The sequence below is a fragment of the Streptomyces sp. SID12501 genome, assembly GCF_010550245.1.
Taxonomy (GTDB): Bacteria; Actinomycetota; Actinomycetes; order Streptomycetales; family Streptomycetaceae; genus Streptomyces.
The window spans coordinates 75,662-91,707 of the sequence record NZ_JAAGLU010000037.1 but is presented as its reverse complement, the minus strand read 5'-3'; the positions used below and the strand labels follow the sequence as shown (position 1 = coordinate 91,707).

General features: G+C 69.1%; 15 protein-coding genes and 1 pseudogene. 2 read left to right on the top strand and 14 right to left on the bottom strand.

The genetic code is table 11. From position 1 onward, the window contains the following. Positions 1–4 precede the first annotated feature (4 nt). The gene (locus G3I71_RS35535) at positions 5–2,425 is read left to right on the top strand and encodes an excinuclease ABC subunit UvrA (RefSeq protein ID WP_164321342.1); all 2,421 of its coding nucleotides are present in this window, start codon (positions 5–7) and stop codon (positions 2,423–2,425) included. 57 nt (positions 2,426–2,482) lie between these two features. On the opposite strand, the gene G3I71_RS35530 is transcribed toward G3I71_RS35535, so the two are convergent. The 6 genes from G3I71_RS35530 to G3I71_RS35505 form a co-directional block, all read right to left on the bottom strand. Then, complete coding sequence (locus G3I71_RS35530; RefSeq protein ID WP_164321340.1) at positions 2,483–3,025, bottom strand: HAD domain-containing protein; 543 nt, start codon at positions 3,023–3,025, stop codon at positions 2,483–2,485. 60 nt (positions 3,026–3,085) lie between these two features. Then, complete coding sequence (locus G3I71_RS35525) at positions 3,086–5,209, bottom strand: AAA family ATPase (RefSeq protein ID WP_203732216.1); 2,124 nt, start codon at positions 5,207–5,209, stop codon at positions 3,086–3,088. Between the two features lie 49 nt (positions 5,210–5,258). Further along, the gene (locus tag G3I71_RS35520; RefSeq protein ID WP_164321339.1) at positions 5,259–5,897 is read right to left on the bottom strand and encodes a TetR family transcriptional regulator; all 639 of its coding nucleotides are present in this window, start codon (positions 5,895–5,897) and stop codon (positions 5,259–5,261) included. A gap of 141 nt (positions 5,898–6,038) precedes the next feature. Further along, positions 6,039–6,917, bottom strand: coding sequence for a GntR family transcriptional regulator (locus G3I71_RS35515; protein ID WP_164321336.1), 879 nt, complete (start codon positions 6,915–6,917; stop codon positions 6,039–6,041). A 214-nt stretch (positions 6,918–7,131) separates the two neighbouring features. Next, entirely contained in the window at positions 7,132–7,833 is a 702-nt protein-coding gene (locus G3I71_RS35510; RefSeq protein WP_164321334.1) for an HAD-IA family hydrolase, read from the bottom strand. A gap of 339 nt (positions 7,834–8,172) precedes the next feature. Continuing rightward, a complete protein-coding gene (locus G3I71_RS35505) occupies positions 8,173–9,054 on the bottom strand; it encodes a FadR/GntR family transcriptional regulator (protein ID WP_164321384.1) in 882 nt (293 codons plus the stop codon). A 187-nt stretch (positions 9,055–9,241) separates the two neighbouring features. Here G3I71_RS35505 and G3I71_RS35500 point away from each other — a divergent pair, with 187 nt between their 5' ends. Continuing rightward, positions 9,242–9,430 carry a hypothetical protein gene (locus G3I71_RS35500; RefSeq protein ID WP_164321332.1) on the top strand — a complete coding sequence of 63 codons (189 nt, stop codon included), beginning with the start codon at positions 9,242–9,244 and terminating at the stop codon, positions 9,428–9,430. A gap of 28 nt (positions 9,431–9,458) precedes the next feature. Here the strand turns inward: G3I71_RS35500 and G3I71_RS35495 are convergent, their stop codons facing one another. The 8 genes and pseudogenes from G3I71_RS35495 to G3I71_RS35470 all read right to left on the bottom strand — a co-directional run bounded on the left by G3I71_RS35495 (position 9,459) and on the right by G3I71_RS35470 (position 15,991). Next, positions 9,459–10,343, bottom strand: coding sequence for a GntR family transcriptional regulator (locus G3I71_RS35495; RefSeq protein ID WP_164321330.1), 885 nt, complete (start codon positions 10,341–10,343; stop codon positions 9,459–9,461). Positions 10,344–10,544: 201 nt separating this feature from the next. Continuing rightward, positions 10,545–10,710: pseudogene (locus G3I71_RS51570) on the bottom strand (sterol carrier protein domain-containing protein); the annotation flags it as partial. A gap of 377 nt (positions 10,711–11,087) precedes the next feature. Next, the gene (locus G3I71_RS52780) at positions 11,088–11,675 is read right to left on the bottom strand and encodes a hypothetical protein (protein ID WP_343243162.1); all 588 of its coding nucleotides are present in this window, start codon (positions 11,673–11,675) and stop codon (positions 11,088–11,090) included. A gap of 21 nt (positions 11,676–11,696) precedes the next feature. After that, positions 11,697–11,969, bottom strand: a complete 273-nt coding sequence (locus G3I71_RS52775; RefSeq protein WP_343243161.1) for a winged helix-turn-helix domain-containing protein — start codon at positions 11,967–11,969, stop codon at positions 11,697–11,699. Positions 11,970–12,205: 236 nt separating this feature from the next. Then, the gene (locus G3I71_RS35485; RefSeq protein ID WP_164321328.1) at positions 12,206–13,015 is read right to left on the bottom strand and encodes an HAD family hydrolase; all 810 of its coding nucleotides are present in this window, start codon (positions 13,013–13,015) and stop codon (positions 12,206–12,208) included. Further along, on the bottom strand, positions 12,964–13,845 hold the full coding sequence (locus G3I71_RS35480) for a GntR family transcriptional regulator (RefSeq protein WP_164321383.1): 882 nt from the start codon (positions 13,843–13,845) through the stop codon (positions 12,964–12,966). The genes G3I71_RS35485 and G3I71_RS35480 overlap by 52 nt, the downstream gene beginning before the upstream one ends. 84 nt (positions 13,846–13,929) lie before the next feature. Beyond that, complete coding sequence (locus tag G3I71_RS35475) at positions 13,930–15,246, bottom strand: GNAT family N-acetyltransferase (protein ID WP_164321326.1); 1,317 nt, start codon at positions 15,244–15,246, stop codon at positions 13,930–13,932. Between the two features lie 124 nt (positions 15,247–15,370). Beyond that, positions 15,371–15,991, bottom strand: coding sequence for an aerial mycelium formation protein (locus G3I71_RS35470; protein ID WP_164321324.1), 621 nt, complete (start codon positions 15,989–15,991; stop codon positions 15,371–15,373). Between the last annotated feature and the right edge of the window lie 55 nt (positions 15,992–16,046).

Here is a 16,046-nt window from a genome sequence, read left to right as displayed (position 1 = left end):
CCCGATGAGCAGGACCCCGAGGACGGACTCGCAGCCCGCCGACGCGCCGCACGGTGCCGACAGTCACGATCTGATCCGTGTGTACGGCGCACGCGAGAACAACCTCAAGGACGTCAGCATCGAGCTGCCGAAGCGTCGGCTGACGGTGTTCACCGGTGTCTCCGGTTCGGGCAAGAGTTCGCTGGTGTTCGACACGATCGCCGCGGAGTCGCAGCGGCTGATCAACGAGACGTACAGCGCGTTCGTCCAGGGGTTCATGCCGACGCTGGCGCGACCCGAGGTCGACGTACTCGAAGGGCTGACGACCGCGATCATCGTCGACCAGCAGCGGCTCGGTGCCGACCCGCGCTCCACGGTCGGCACCGCCACCGACGCCAACGCGATGCTGCGCATCCTGTTCAGCCGGCTGGGGCAGCCGCACATCGGGCCGCCGAGCGCGTACTCCTTCAACACGGCCTCGGTCCGGGCGAGCGGTGGGATCACCGTCGAACGCGGTGCCGAGAAGACGAAGACCGTCAAGGCGACCTTCAACCGCACCGGCGGAATGTGCACACGCTGCGAGGGCCGGGGCGCGGTCTCCGACATCGACCTCACCCAGCTCTACGACGACTCCAAGTCGATCGCCGAGGGCGCGTTCACCATCCCCGGCTGGAAGTCGGACAGCCAGTGGACCGTGCAGCTCTACGCCCAGTCGGGCTTCCTCGACCCGGACAAGCCGATCCGCAGCTTCACCAAGAAGGAGATGCGGGACTTCCTCTACGGCGAGCCGACGAAGATCAAGGTCAACGGCGTCAACCTCACCTACGAGGGACTGATCCCCAAGATCCAGAAGTCGTTCCTGTCCAAGGACAAGGAGGCGCTGCAGCCGCACATCAGGGCGTTCGTGGAGCGGGCGGTCACCTTCGCCACCTGCCCCGACTGCGAGGGGACCCGGCTCAGCGAGGGGGCCCGGTCGTCGAAGATCGGCAAGATCGGCATCGGCGACGCCTGCTCGATGGAGATCCGTGACCTGGCCGAGTGGGTCCGCGGTCTGACGGAACCCTCGGTGACGCCGCTGCTCACCGCGCTCCAGCACACGCTGGACTCGTTCGTGGAGATCGGCCTCGGCTATCTCGCGCTCGACCGCGCCTCGGGCACCCTCTCGGGCGGCGAGGCGCAGCGCGTCAAGATGATCCGCCACCTCGGCTCCGCCCTCACCGACATCACGTACGTGTTCGACGAGCCGACGATCGGGCTGCACCCGCACGACATCCAGCGCATGAACGACCTGCTGCTGCGCCTGCGCGACAAGGGCAACACCGTGCTCGTCGTGGAGCACAAGCCCGAGGTGATCGCGATCGCCGACCACGTCGTCGACCTCGGTCCCGGCGCGGGTACGGCGGGCGGCTCCGTCTGCTTCGAGGGCACCGTCGAGGGGCTGCGGACCGGCGGCACGGTCACCGGCCGCCACTTCGACGACCGGGCCACCCTCAAGGCGCCGGAGACGGTACGCAAGGCCACCGGCACGCTGCCGATCCGCGGCGCGACGAGGCACAACCTCCAGGGCGTCGACGTCGACATCCCGCTCGGGGTGCTGTGCGTCGTGACCGGTGTCGCCGGGTCCGGCAAGAGCTCGCTCATCCACGGGTCGCTGGTCGAGACGAGGGGTGCCGTCGACGGGGGTGTGGTGTCGGTCGACCAGACGCCGATCCGCGGCTCCCGGCGGAGCAACCCGGCGACGTACTCCGGACTGCTCGACCCGATCCGTACGGCGTTCGCCAAGGCCAACGGGGTCAAGCCGGCCTTGTTCAGCGCCAACTCCGAGGGCGCCTGCCCCACCTGCAACGGCGCCGGCGTCATCTACACCGACCTGGCGATGATGGCCGGTGTGGCCACGACCTGCGAGGACTGCGAGGGCAAGCGGTTCCAGGCGGCGGTGCTGGAGTACCGGCTCGGCGGCCGGGACATCAGCGAGGTGCTCGCGATGTCGGTGACGGAGGCGGAGGAGTTCTTCGGCACGGGCGAGGCTCGTACGCCGGCCGCGCACCGCGTCCTCGACCGGCTCGCGGACGTCGGCCTCGGCTACCTCAGCCTGGGCCAGCCCCTCACCACCCTGTCCGGCGGCGAACGCCAACGCCTCAAGCTGGCCACGCACATGGGCGACAAGGGCGGCGTGTACGTCCTCGACGAGCCGACGACCGGCCTCCACCTCGCCGACGTCGAACACCTCCTCGGCCTGCTCGACCGGCTCGTCGACGCCGGCAAGTCGGTCATCGTCGTCGAGCACCACCAGGCGGTCATGGCCCACGCCGACTGGATCATCGACCTGGGTCCCGGCGCGGGCCACGACGGCGGCCGAATCGTCTTCGAGGGCACCCCGGCGGACCTGGTGGCGGCCCGCAGCACTCTCACGGGGGAGCACTTGGCGGGGTATGTGGGGGCCTGAGCGCCGGGACCACGACCACTGTCGCCGCCCTATGTCGTACGCCCTACGCCCTGTGACCTATGGCTGGAGCCACTCCTCGACGGCCGCGAAGTCCGTGTCCCGCAGGCCGTGATGAGGATCGACCCGGTGCAACAGGGCCCGGCCCGGGTGGTGTTCGGCAACCCATCGACGGTCGGTGTCGGTCACCTCGTCATCGAGCCAGACGAAGGCCCGCCCGGCCGCCAGACCGACGAGCGGACGGGTCTTCCAGTGCACGCCGAGCAGGTCGAGCAGGTCGTCGGGGTCCGGCTCCGGCCAGTTCACCACCGGGAGGTCCGGCAGACCCAGCCACGGGGCGACGCACTCGTTCGCCTCGTCCATCCAGGTCGTGGCCCACACCAACTCGCAGGGCAGCGCGGCCAGTCGAGGACCGAGGGCGGGGTCGATCCGAGGCAGGAGGGGATTCGCCCCGAATGCCGGGACGCGCGATCGCCGGGCAGACCGATACGTCGGATAGCCGTCCGGATACTGCTCCCGGGTACCGCCGAACGGGATCAGCGGTCCGTCGACATCCAGGAAGAGAAGAGGCGGCGCGGCAGGAGGAAAGGAGGAGTTCGTCATCGCCCCACTTGATACCGCACCCTCACCCCCACCCTCCCCTCACCGCCGCCGCATCCGGAGTCAGAACGGCAACGCCCGCCCATGCACGACCTCCAGCCGTGACACCGCCCGCGTCAGCACCACGTACAGCCGATTCAGTCCCCGCCCGGTCGCCCCCTCCCCCTCCACGATCGCCGCTGGTTCCACCACGACCACGTGGTCCCACTCCAGTCCCTTGACCGCCTTCGCCGACATCACCGCGACCCTGCCCCCGTCCACCACCACCCCCGCCGCGCCCAACACCTCCTGTACGGCCGCCACTTCACCCTCAGCCGCCACTACCCCCACCGACCCATCCCCGTCCAGCGCCCGGCGTACCGCGGCCACCACGTCCCCGACGATGTCGGTCGTCTCCACGACCCTCAACTCCCCGTCTCCGCGCAGGGATCGGGCAGGTGGCACCGGTACGTCCAGGCGGGCAAGCAGTCGGTTGGCGAAGGCGACGACCGTCCGCGGTACCCGGAACCCGGTGGTCAGCGGGATCACCGTGGCGTCCGGTTTGCCCAGGTGGCCCAGCAAGGGCTCCCACGCCCGTGCCGCCCACGGTGTGGTGCCCTGGGCCAGGTCGCCCAGGACCGTCAGCGAACCGTAGGGCACCCGGCGTGCGATCGCCCGGCACTCCATCGGGGAGAGGTCCTGCGCCTCGTCGATCACGACATGGCCGTATCCCTCGGGGTGTTCGATCAGACCGGCGACCTCGTCGAGAAGAACCAGGTCGGCGGCCGACCAGCGCGCCGACTTCCACGACCTCGGCGGACGCGCCCACAGCACCGACCGCTGCTCGTCCTCCCCCAACACCCCCTCGGCGGCCCGCGCCAACACCCCGGCGTCTCCCAGGAGTTCGGCCACCACCTCCTCCGGACGCGCCCTCGGCCACACCGCCTCGACGTACGCCCCGACCGACCGCACCCGCTCGATGCGCCGCACCCAGGCGTTCGTCTGCGGCCCCGCCCGCCGTTCCGCCTCCCGCTGGACGCGGTTGACGATCCAGGTCCGTACGCGCTCGCGCCCCACGGCGTACGGCGGCTCCTCGGCCCGTACGCCCGCCACGATCCGCGCCAGTTCCGCCGCCGGGATCCGCCAGCGGTACGAATCGTCCTTCACCTCAAGGGAGTTGGCGCGGTCCATGACCTCCTGGGTCGCCACGCGGGCGTACAGCGCCCGGCGCAGCACCTCCGCCATCCGCGCGTCGTGCTTCACGACGGCGGCCCGCTCGTCGTCCTCCGCCCGCACCGGACGGCCCGGGCCCGCGATCTCGTCCGTGACCGTCGACTGCCGGACGCCCGTCTCGCCGAGGGCGGGCAGCACCTCCGAGATGTACGAGAGGAACATGCGGTTGGGGCCGAGGATCAACAGGCCGCCGCGCTGGACGCGTTGGGGGTGGGTGTACAGGAGGTAGGCGGCCCGGTGCAGGCCGACGGCCGTCTTGCCGGTGCCGGGGGCGCCCTGCACGCAGACGGAGACGCCGAGGCCCGCCCGTACGAGCTCGTCCTGCTCGGGCTGGATCGTCGCGGCGATGTCCCGCATGGGCCCGACCCGGGGTCGCGCGATCTCCCGTGCGACCAGCCCGCCCGCACCGCCCGCCAACTCCCTTTCCCCCGGGTCCGCTTCCCCCGCACCCGCCTCCGTGAGGTGCTCGTCCTCCAGGCCGGTCAGGTCGGCGGAGTCGCCCATGCTGCCGGGTGCCCAGCCGAACCGGCGCCGTACGGCCACGCCCTGCGGGTCACGGGCGCTCGCCTGGTAGAAGGCCCGGGAGACGGGGGCCCGCCAGTCTACGACGAGGGGCGGGCGGGTCGGGTGCTCGCTGATCCGCAGGCGCCCGACGTGGTAGCTCGCGCCGCTGTGCTCGCCGCCCCGGTCACCGCTGTCGAAGTCCAACCGGCCGAAGAACAGGGGCCCTTCGGGCAGTTCGCCCAGTTCCTTCGCCTTGCTGCGCAGCTGGTACCCGAGCACCTCAGCGTCCGCCCCGGAGGCGGAGACGTCCGCGCCGGTGACAACGTGTTCCCGGGCGCCGTCGATCATCGCGGCGAGGGCGACACGACAGGCGTCGTGATGGGCGCGCTCGCGACGCAGGGAGCCATGGAGGAGTGCCTGGACACGGGCGGGGTCGGGGCCAAGGGCGGGGTCAGGGTCGGGTGGCGTCATTCCAGCCACCATACCGAAATAACGTAACCGAGTTACAAAATTTACCTGGTCAATTCCCCACGCCCGCCGACCCGAGCCACGGCAGCCCCGCCTCCAGCTGCCCGAACGCCCCCTCCGCCGCCGCGACCGCGTCCTCCCGTACCACCTCCACGGTCTCCCCCGCCGCGATCCGCCGCCAGTTCTCCTGCGCGAGAATCCGCTGTACGGCGATGATCTGGCCGGCCGCGAGCCGGGCCGCCAGGGTGTCGCCGAGGGCAACGGCGAGTACGGCCTCCGACCGCTGCTGGTACTCGTACGCCCGCGCGACCAGCGACGCGGTGCCGTAGAGCAGACGATGGAAGGCGAGCACTGCGGGGGACCCGTTGAGGCCGGTGACCGGGTCCTCACGGCTCAGCCCGTCGAGGAAGTGCCGACGCAGCGCGTCGAGCGGCGAGGCCTCCGCCCCTGTACCGGCCGCCCGCACGACCCGCGCCGCCTCGTCCTCGTGGTCCGCGAACCGGTGCAGGACGAGGTCCTCCTTGGCCGGGAAGTACCGGAACAGCGTCGGCTTGGAGATCCCGGCCGCGGCGGCGACCTCCGCGACGGACACCGCATCGAAGCCCTTCGCGAGGAAGAGCCCGATCGCGATGTCGGACACGTGTCGGTACGTCTGCTGCTTCTTGCGCTCACGCAGGCCGAGCTCACTCATGTGGTGAGCCTACGCAGGTCGAGCATCGTCACCGCGCGCATCCGCATGACCTCGTTCGAAGAGGGCCGACGACGCCCGTCACCCGTTCAGGGGCAGATCCTCACCGAGAGCACGTCGGCACCGCGCGGAACGGAGAACCCGTCACGTGGCGTACTGCTCCCACAAGCTGTTGAACCAGCCCTGCTGGTTCCGCACGAAAGCGGAGGCCTGCGGGTTTCCGTCATCCACGACGAAGTGCTCCATCGGTCCGGCGATACCCACCGCGTCGAGAGCGACGACCTCGGATTCCGTCTCCTCCAGATAGACGCTGCGCGTCTTCAGCAGGTACGGACCGTGCACGGCCTCGGTGCCGTTGAGCAGATAGAGCTTGCTGGTAGGCGTCAACGGTACCCGGCACGTGAGGATGTCGACCGAGCCGACGTACCCGTGGGCCTTGAGACTATGCAGCTTTTCCCTGATCCGACCCACACTGCGCTTGGTGAGGAGCCGCTGGCGCTCCCGCACCACCTCATAATCTTGGGGATCGACGGCCCGCGGATAGGCCATGTCCAGCTCGTCGGACGGGAGCATCAGGCGCAGGGTGATCCGCTCCGGTGCGGACAGCGCGCCCCCGCGGATGTCGTCGCTGATGATGCTCATCTGGTCGGCCAACGACTCCGACGTGAGCGAGGAGACGTCCAGTACGACGACCGGCTTGGCGAAGGCCCGCTTCATGAGCTGGGGCAAGGTGAGTCCGGATTTCTGCCCACCCTTCGCCTCGGACGACGGGATCTCCGGCTCCACCTTGAGCACCCGCCACCCGCTGCCCTGCCGACTCTCGATCCAGCCGTCGTCCTTCAGCGTCTTCAGGGCCCGGCGCACGGTGTCCCGCGAGACATCCTGATCCTGAGCCAGCTGCTCCTCGGAGAGCGGGAGCAGGCTGTTGAGCGGATATTCGCCGTTACGCATACGGCCGACCAGCACAGACACCACACGGTCATGCTTGCTGCCGCCACCAAGATCACTTCGGTCCACACTCACACCGCGACCCTACCCCTTCGAGCCCACAAGCAGACCAATCAGCAACCAATTCCGTCAACTCATCTGATCCAGCGTTAAGCGATCTACCCAATTGGGCAGTACGTAATCAGACAACCAGTCGAATCGATCGAATTGGTTGGCAAGTTGGCGGATCGACAGCCGACGAAAGAGGAGGCCGACCGTGACCCTGACCGTTCCCGCCACCCGACGACGCTCAGTCGCGAAGCGCACTCAGCACCCGATCCATGGACAACACCAGGTCCTCGGCCCCGGCGTCACGCAGCAGCTTCTCCTTCCTGCCGTTGCGCGCATAGCCGAGGAAGGAGACGCCAGCCTTCTGCGCGGCCAGCAGGTCCGAGGGCGCGTCACCGACCATCAGCGCGTCCACCGGGTCCGCGTCGAGCGCGGCCAGGGCCTGCTTGAGGCAGTACGGATCGGGCTTGAGGAGACCCGGATCGGCGGTACGGCCGTAGAGGCGCTTGGCGAAGTACACGTCCAGACCGCGACTCTCCAGATACTTGCGCACCGCACGCGAGGAGTTGTTGGTCGTGACCGCCAGGCGTGCACCCCGAGCCGCCCAGGTACGGACGACCAGGTCGGCGAAGTCCGTGGCCTTGGCGGAAGACGCAGCCCGCAACTCCTCTTGGGTGAGCAGCTCCTCCAGGTCCACCATCAGATCACTGCCGGGACACCGGCGGTGGACAGCCCTGAGGACGTCCAAGGGGTCCGTCGCGTTCCGTTCCTCGTCGCTCAACAGGTGCCGCAGCCCCCGGGCTTCGAGCGAGCCGACAAGTTTGCGACTCACTCCGTCCGCCGCGTGCCCGGCGAAGAGACGACAGACGGGCCCGTCGAAGTCGAAGAGCACGTAACGCGCGCGGGTGATCCGCTCCCGGAGGTCCTGCGTGTGCGATGTCACCGGTTAAGTCTGCGCTACGCCCGGCATCCGCTACGACGGCATCCGCTCACAAGCGCTCTTCCCGAGAAAGGAAAGGCCAGCCACGGCTCCGAGAGTGCTGCCGAGCAGAGGCTGCCGGATCCCGCCCGGCTCCACCCCGAACCTGCCCATGTCGGCAGATCCAGCGCGACCCCTCGACGAAGGGAGGACGCCTCTCTCACACCTCTGGGGAGCCTCGACCGTGCGCCTCATCAACCTCACAGCCAAGATCCTCGACACCGTCATCGCCTTCGAAAAGGTTCTCGGTCACGGAATCGTAGGCGGCGGTCACCGCTTCGGGCTGTGTCGTGTCAGAGGTCACTAGGAGAGTGTCAGGTCCGTCGTGATGGTTTCCCAGAGGGCGTCGAACCACTTCTGGGATTGCTCGACGAACGCCGTGTCCCGTTCCCCGGCACCCTTCGCGAACGAGAAGAGGAGCGACTCGGTCCCCAGGGTGTCGTACATGTCGAGCGTCACCCCGCTCTCCACCGCCTCCTCACGACGGGCGATCATGTAGTACGCGATCAGCGCCTCCGCCCCGTTGAGCAGGTACAACTTCACCGGCGGGGTGAACGGCAGCGCCCTGAACGTCACCCGCACGTCGATACCGTGCGACGAGCGCAGGGCACGCAGATTGTGCCGGAGAACATAGCCCTGGGCGTTGCGCTGGACCAGCCAGCGCTGGTGGACCGGGTCGTCCTCACTGCGGCCCTCGACAGGCACCGGGAAGGCCAACGCGATAGCCCGGGACGGCAGCAGGATGCGTACGTCGATCGACTCGGGCCGGATGCGACCCTCGTGGATCAGCCGGACCGGCTCACCCACGGCCAGCATCAGGGTCCGCGCGGTGAGGCAGGCCGCGTCGATACTCACGTGCGGGGCCGAGAACGCCTCCGTCAGACGTGGCGCCAGCCCCAGCATCGCTGGCTGGGGCCATTCCCTGGGCGGGGGCACCTCGGCGACGCGCGGCGGGCTGCCCTTGCTGACGTTGGTGAGCAGTTGCTCGGCATGCAGGATGCGCAGCGCCTCGCGTACGGCACCGCGCTCGACGCCGAACTCCTCGGCCAGCTCGGCCTGGGTGGGGAGGCGGTCCCCCGGCTGGAGATCGCCGGCGCCGATGCGGCCACGCAGGGCGGCGGCGACCTCCTGGGGCGTCTGCCTTCTGCTGCCGTTCACTGCCACGTCCTCCTGGGTCACAACCAGACGCTACAACTCTGGTCCATCTTTGGGGAGTTGTTTGAAAGTTGTTTATGAATAGTAACCAAGTGGGAACAACTCTGACCGAGTTGGCACCAACTTACCGAAGTTGGCGGAATCTTTCACTCCCTTTCACCACCCTGCCGCCACCCTCGCCGCCCCACCACCGCTGAACCTTGAAGGAGGAACCACCATGCCCGCCATTGCCCTCCTCGCCGCCGTCTTCATCAGCGGCTTCCAGCAGTTCGTCAGCTGGCAGTACGGCACCTCCGGCATCATCGGCCTGCTGCTGCTCACCATCGGCATCAAGGCCAGGAACGCGACCCTCAGCTCCATCGGAGCGGTCGTGCTCGCCCTGCTGGTCACGGGACCCGCCCTGTGACAGTCGCGGTGATCGGCCGTGGGAGACCTCAGTCCGTGAGCACCAGCTCCGAACTGATCGTCTCCCACAACGCGTTGAACCACAGGTGCGACTGCTCCACGAACGTCGAGTCGCGCAGCCCGACGCCCCGCTCGAACGCGAACAGCGTCGACCGGACGCCCTCGGCGTCGTACATCTCCACCTGCTCGTGGTCGACCTCCGTCTCGCTTCTCTTCAGCGTGTAGTACGCGAAGAGCGCCTCCGCCCCGTTGAGCAGGTACAACTGCACCGGTGGCGTGAACGGGAGGGCCCGGAAGGAGACGCGCACGTCGATACCGTGCGTGCCGCGCAGGGCCAGCAGGTTGTGCCGGAGGACCTGTCCCTGGGCGTTGCGGTGGGTCAGCCAGCGGCGCTGCAGCCGGCCGGTGGCCGAGGCCCCGGCCGGGGAACCGTCCGCCAGTGCCACCGGCGCCGGGAACGCGAGGTCGATGTCACGGCTCGGCAGCAGCACCCGGACGTCGATCCTGGCCGGATTCAGCCGTCCGGCGTGGATCTGGCGCAGCGGCTCCCCGATGGCGAGGGTGAGCGAGACGGACGTCAGACACAGGGCGTCGATCGCGACGTGCGGCACCGCGAAGGCCGCCGCGATGCGGGGCGCGAGGGCCCCGATGGTGGGCAGCAGCGGGGCGGCTGGTCCGGTCAGTACCGGTCCGGGATCGGCGGCGACCGTCGCCGGGCTGCCCTTGCTGACGTTGGTCAGCAGCCGCTCGGCCTGCAGGATGCGCAACGCCTCCCGTACGGCACCCCGCTCGACGCCGAACTCCTCGGCCAGCCTGGCCTGGGTGGGCATGCGCTGCCCCGGCCGCAGCTCACCGGTCCTAATCCGGGTGCGCAGGGTGTCGGCCACCTCGCGGTGTGACCTCTGGGGCTCCACAACCAAACACTACAACTTCCCGCCATTCTTGGGCAGTTCACCGGAAGGTGGTTATAAGACACTTCCAAGTGGAGATAAGAAAAGTAAAGTTGGCTACCAACTTCTACAACATGGCCAAACCTTCCGCAGGTTGGCTACCGGACTCTCTTCCGGAGGGGAGCCTGGAGCTCGGCAGCCACCACGACCGGAAAAGAGGTCGGATCAGGAGATGTCCGGGCACCACGGCCGCCTGGACGTACGCAGCAGGGCGTCGCCCAAACGGGCGGCGCCCGCTCGTTCCTCCCGCACTCGCCCCAGCGCAGCTGGCCGGCTCGCCACCAAGCCACAACGCCGTTAACTCCCGCACAACCAAGGTGAGTCCGGCGGCGTCACGGACACCGGACGACCAAGAGGCGAGGATTTGGTCGAACACCTCACGGAGACCTTCTGTCCGAAGCAGCAACGCACGTGCGGCGGCGGCCAGCGATAAACCGCGGGAGGCGCATGTCTCCGTCCAGAGCAGTCTGAAGCACCTGTCGGGCCCCGCACCAGCGGTTTCCCCACCAGTGAACCCACTCGACCCTAGTAACCGGGGGGACGGACAGGACCCGCAGGCCCCTGGGGACCCAAGTCAGCAGGAAACGGCCGACACGAGCCTCCTCGTCAGAGCGCTGCACACCGTCAGAGCTCGCAGTTCGATTTTCATGTCGCTTGCCCGCACTGGTCATCGAGATGGCAGCAGAATCGCTAGCGCACCGTCCCGGACTACTCCGAAAGCAGGTCCCAGACCGAGTCGAACCAGTTCTGCATGCTCTCAACAAAGGTGGAATCCGGCGAGTTCAGGTCGCCGTCCCGAACGTGGTGCGTCAGCGTGGCACCCAGGCCCAGGACATCCAGGGCCTCGACCGTCTTCCCCTTGTCCACCACGACCGGCCGCCGGATCACCTCGTACATGCCGTGCAGCGCTTCCACACCGTTGATCAGATAGAGCTTGAACGCGGGGGTCAACGGTGCGTGGCGGACCTCCAGGCTGATCGCCGGGACCAGCCCCTCGGCCGTCAGCTCCGCCAGCACACCGCGCAGTGAATCGGTGTGCCGACCGGTGATGTCGCGCAGTCGGTTGCGCAGGAGCGGGTCGTCCTTCGCGTCGATTCCCCGCGGGTAGGGCGGCGACTCCGTGTCGGACGGCAGGAGCATCCACAGTGCGATGCGCTGCGGAACTATGGCCTTGGCCCTGATCCGTTCCGCCTGGAAGCGAATGTGCGCGTCCAGGGTCTCGGACGTCAATGTGTAGACGTCCAGGGTGACTTCAGGCTGTTCGAACGCCTCGCTGATCAGCGGCCCCAGGGTCACGGCCTGGCGCGACCGGGTGGCCTAGGCCGCCGAGAACTGGATGCGCTGCGTCTTGACGACCCGGGATCCGCTGCCCTGCCGGGACTCGATCCAGCCCTCGTTGCGCAGTTCCCGCAGGACACGCTGCACGGTGTCCCGGGACACCCCGAACTCCTGGGCGAGGTCGCGCTGTGCGGGCATCAGGGAGCCCAGCGGGTACACCCCGCCCGTCATACGGTGCCGCAGCTCGTCGGCCACCCGGTCGAACTCCCTGCCACCGCCGTCAGTGGCCTGCTGCCCTTCCCTGTGTCCCACATCCCGAACGTACCGCTTCCGCTCCGCCATCAAACAAACGCCAGTCAGCTAGCCCCTCAACCATCAAGCCGGTCGAAGGATCAGCCAGTCCGGGCAGACCATGTTCGGTCCAATCAGTCCCGATTGGACGGCCAGTGGCAGTTGCGTACTTCGCAAGAAGTGCTTCATGGGCAGGAAAATCGTGGGTGCCGAATGATGTTGCTTCAAGTGGTCGGCGCAGCAAGCGAGTTGACGACTCAGGCCTGACCCCGCAGCAGCTTCAGTACAGGCTCCAGCGAGCCCACGACCACCTCGGCACCCGCGCCCCGCAGCAGCTTCTCCTTGCGCTCGTTCCGTGCGTAGCCGAGGAACGGAACACCGGCCTCCTGTGCGGCGAGGTAGTCCGAGGGGGTGTCGCCGATCATGAGGGCGGACGACGGCGCCGCCCCCATCGCGTTCAGCGCGCGGTTGAGACAGTGCGGGTGGGGCTTGAGATGGCTCAGTTCCCGCGTGCGGCCGTAGACGTGCGGGGCGAAGCACGAGGTCAGACCACGGCTCGCCAGATACTCGCGGACCACGGACGGGGAGCTGTTCGTGGCGACCGCGAGCCGGGAGCCGACCGCCGTCCAGGTACGGATCAGCGGGTCTGCGTACGGGGTGGGCATCGCCAGATTCGTGGCCTGGAGTTCCATCTGGGTGAGACGATTCTCCAGCTCGTCCACCAGGTCGCTCCCCGGATGCCGGCGGTCGACGGCACGCAACACGACGTGCGGATCCAGGGACTCGCGCTCCACCTCCGTCAACAGACCGTGCAGGCCCCGCCCTTCGAGCCACTCGACGAGGTCGATCGCCACGCGTTGCGCCGAGTGGCCCGCGAACAGGGCGCAGATGGGTCCGTCGAAGTCCCAGAGCACGACTCGTGCGCGCGCGACCGGTTCCCGCAGGCCGTCGATCGCGGAGTCGGTCACGGAGTCGTCCTCGGTCACCAGTTCGGTCTGTGTCGTATCGGAAGTCACTAGGAGAGTGTCAGGTCCGTCGTGATGGTTTCCCAGAGGGCGTCGAACCACTTCTGGGATTGCTCGACGAACGCCGTGTCCCGTTCCCCGGCGCCCTTCGCGAACGGGAAGAGGAGCGACTCGGTTCCCAGGGCGTCGTACATGTCCAGCGGCGTCCCACCCTCCATCGGCTCCTCACGGCGGGCGATCATGTAGTACGCGATCAGCGCCTCCGTCCCGTTGAGCAGGTACAACTTCACCGGCGGGGTGAACGGCAGCGCCCTGAACGTCACCCGTACGTCGATGCCGTGCGACGAGCGCAGGGCGCGCAGATTGTGCTGGAGGACATGGCCCTGGGCGTTGCGCTGGGCCAGCCAGCGCTGGTGGACCGGGTCGTCCTCGCTGCGGCCCTCGACAGGCACCGGGAAGGCCAGCGTGATGTCCCGGGACGGCAGCAGGATGCGTACGTCGATCCGCTCGGGCCGGATGCGGCCCTCGTGAATCAGCCGGACCGGCTCACCGACGGCGAGCATCAGGGTCTCCGCGGTGAGGCAGGCCGCATCGATGCTCACGTGCGGAGCGGCGAACGCCTCCGTCATACGCGGCGCCAGCCCCACCATTGTCGGCTGGGGCCTTTCCCCGGGCGGGGCCACCTCGGCGACGCGCGGCGGGCTGCCCTTGCTGACGTTGGTGAGCAGTTGCTCGGCATGCAGGATGCGCAGCGCCTCGCGTACGGCACCGCGCTCGACGCCGAACTCCTCGGCCAGCTCGGCCTGAGTGCGCACGCGGTCGCCCGGTTGCAGCTCGCCAGCGCTGATGCGGTCACGCAGTACGGCGGCGATCTCCTGGGGTGATGTCCTTCTGCTGCCGTCCACTGCCACGTCCTCCTGGGTCACAACCAGACGCTACAACTTCACTGCGTCCATGGGCAGTTGTTCCCCAACCCTGCCGACGGCCGGAACAGGAAGGGAACAGGACCAGTCGGATCAGAAGATGTCCGGGCACCAAGGCCGCCTGGACGTACGCAGCAGGGCGTCGGCCACACGGGCGGCGCCCGCTCGTTCTTCCCGCACCCGGCCTAGTGCCGCCAGCCGCACCGCCGACTCGTCACCGAGCCACAGTGCCGCCAACTCCCTTACGTCCAGGGTGATTTCGGCGGCGTCACGGGTACCGGCCGTGCAGGAGCCGGCGCCCTCCGCGGACACCTCAAGCCGGTAGCGCCCCCCGGCGAACCCGCCCGAGTCGACGACCTCCAGGACAAGACCGCGACTGCCGCCGGTCGCCTCGCCGACCGTCCCGCCAGCCGTGCCGTCAGCCGTCCCACCGGCCACCCCGTCGTACGGACGCGCCTCCAGGGCCCGTACGACATCCAGGATCCGCACCCACAGCCAGTCCGCGTGCGTGGTGAGCCTGGCCGCCCGCGGGTCCGGCAGGAAGAAGGGGAGCAGGTCGTCCGGGGCGCGCCAGCCGGTCTTGACCTTCGTGATCCAGTCGACCGCGCAGACGTACTGCCACAGGGCGCGCTCGGCGGCCGGCATCGCGGCGATCAGCCAGTTCACCTCGGCGGTGACCTGCGGCTGCTTGGCGTCCCACTTGTCCTCGGCCTCGTACGAGACCAGCCCGTCGACCTCGCCGTCCGCCGAACGGTAAACGGCGTAGAAGGGCTCGTCCCAGGATCCCCCGAACAGCACCGCACCGGTGTTGACCTGCCACCAGCGCTCGTCCCGGCTGACGGCACCCGGCTGCTGCCGCGCGAGCCGCGTGTGCAGCTCGGGTCCCAGCTTCCGTACGTCCGCCGCGTCCACCAGGTCGATACGGCCGCCGTCCGCCGGGCCCGCCCAGCGGGGGTCGAGGCCCGCGCGCGGTACGTCGATGGTCCACTCGGAGGTCCAGGTGGCGGGCCCGAAGCCGTACCGCCCGTAGATCGGATACTCGGCGGCGATCAGCGTGGCGACGACGTCCCCGCGCTCCTTCGCGGCGGCCAGGTCCTGGTTCATCATGCGGGTGAGGATGCCTCGGCGGCGGTGGGTGGGGGAGACGGTGACGTTCGAGACGGCGTCGGCGGGGACGGTCGCCCCGGCGCCCACACTCAGGTCCTGCGGGAACGAGCGGAACGTCGCTACGCATCGTTCGCCGTCGTACGCGCCGAGGGTCCGCCCCGGCAGGAAGCCGCCGCGGCGCGCCTCCAGCTCCGCGTCCGTGACCTCGGGCGACCGGAGGAACCCAGTACTCAGGGCCCTGGTCCACTCCCGGAGCCCGTCCTCGTTGACGGTGCGTATGTCGATGTCGGCACGGGGGGTCATGGGATCAGGCTAGGGCGAGGGTGGGGAGGGTGTCGCGCGGATTTCCTCGCCCCCGCCGCCCCTACCCGTCCCATCCCTCCCGCAGAGGGGGACCCCCAGACAGGCTGAGAGTGCGGGCCGTCACTCAGATCAGCAGGTCCTCCACCTGGGCCTCGCCCTCCCGGTAGCGTCGCGCGATCTCCCCGCTGCAGTCGTCCGCCGTGCGCTGCAAGCCCTGCCGTCGACGCGAGACCTGCTGCTCGTACCGCACCAGCCTCCCCATCGCCGCCGTCAGCTCCGGGTCCGTACGCGCGTCCAGGTCCGACAGCTCGACCTCGGCGAGCATCTCCGCCGCCAGCCGCCCGTACTCCTCGCTCTGCGGCATCCCCAGCGTCACGTGCCGCGCCGACGACCGGTGCCGCGCCGGCGCGTCCGTCAGGATCTCCGACAGCCGCTCCACGACCGACCCCTCCCCCACCGACACCACGGACGTGGGCCCGCGCCGCGCGAGCTCCGCCCGCAGGATGTCGATGCGCCCCTGCAGCAGCCGCCGTACGTAACTGAGGTCGGCCTCGTCCCGCTGGGCCTCCCGGCGCAGGACGCGCAGCTCGGCCAGTCGCAGCACAGCGAGGTCGTGCTCGGGCGGAGCGGGGGCCAGCAGCGAACCGACCGAAGTGACCGGAGCGGTCGGAGCTTCCGGGCCGACGTTGCGCTGTTCGGGCGGTCGGGCGGCCGTATGAGGCCGCCCGGCACTCGGTGTACTCATCAGATCTCCTTCGTGGATACCCCCGGCTTCAGCCGGGGGGAACGAGGCTCCTGCG

Bases quoted from the DNA above. Each gene is read 5' to 3' on its own strand.
- G3I71_RS35500 (WP_164321332.1), top strand. From the start codon at position 9,242: ATGCCCGCCATTGCCCTCCTCGCCGCCGTCTTCATCAGCGGCTTCCAG.
- G3I71_RS35525 (WP_203732216.1), bottom strand. From the start codon at position 5,209: ATGACGCCACCCGACCCTGACCCCGCCCTTGGCCCCGACCCCGCCCGT.
- G3I71_RS35535 (WP_164321342.1), top strand. From the start codon at position 5: ATGAGCAGGACCCCGAGGACGGACTCGCAGCCCGCCGACGCGCCGCAC.
- G3I71_RS35470 (WP_164321324.1), bottom strand. From the start codon at position 15,991: ATGAGTACACCGAGTGCCGGGCGGCCTCATACGGCCGCCCGACCGCCC.
- G3I71_RS35530 (WP_164321340.1), bottom strand. From the start codon at position 3,025: ATGACGAACTCCTCCTTTCCTCCTGCCGCGCCGCCTCTTCTCTTCCTG.
- G3I71_RS35475 (WP_164321326.1), bottom strand. From the start codon at position 15,246: ATGACCCCCCGTGCCGACATCGACATACGCACCGTCAACGAGGACGGG.
- G3I71_RS35520 (WP_164321339.1), bottom strand. From the start codon at position 5,897: ATGAGTGAGCTCGGCCTGCGTGAGCGCAAGAAGCAGCAGACGTACCGA.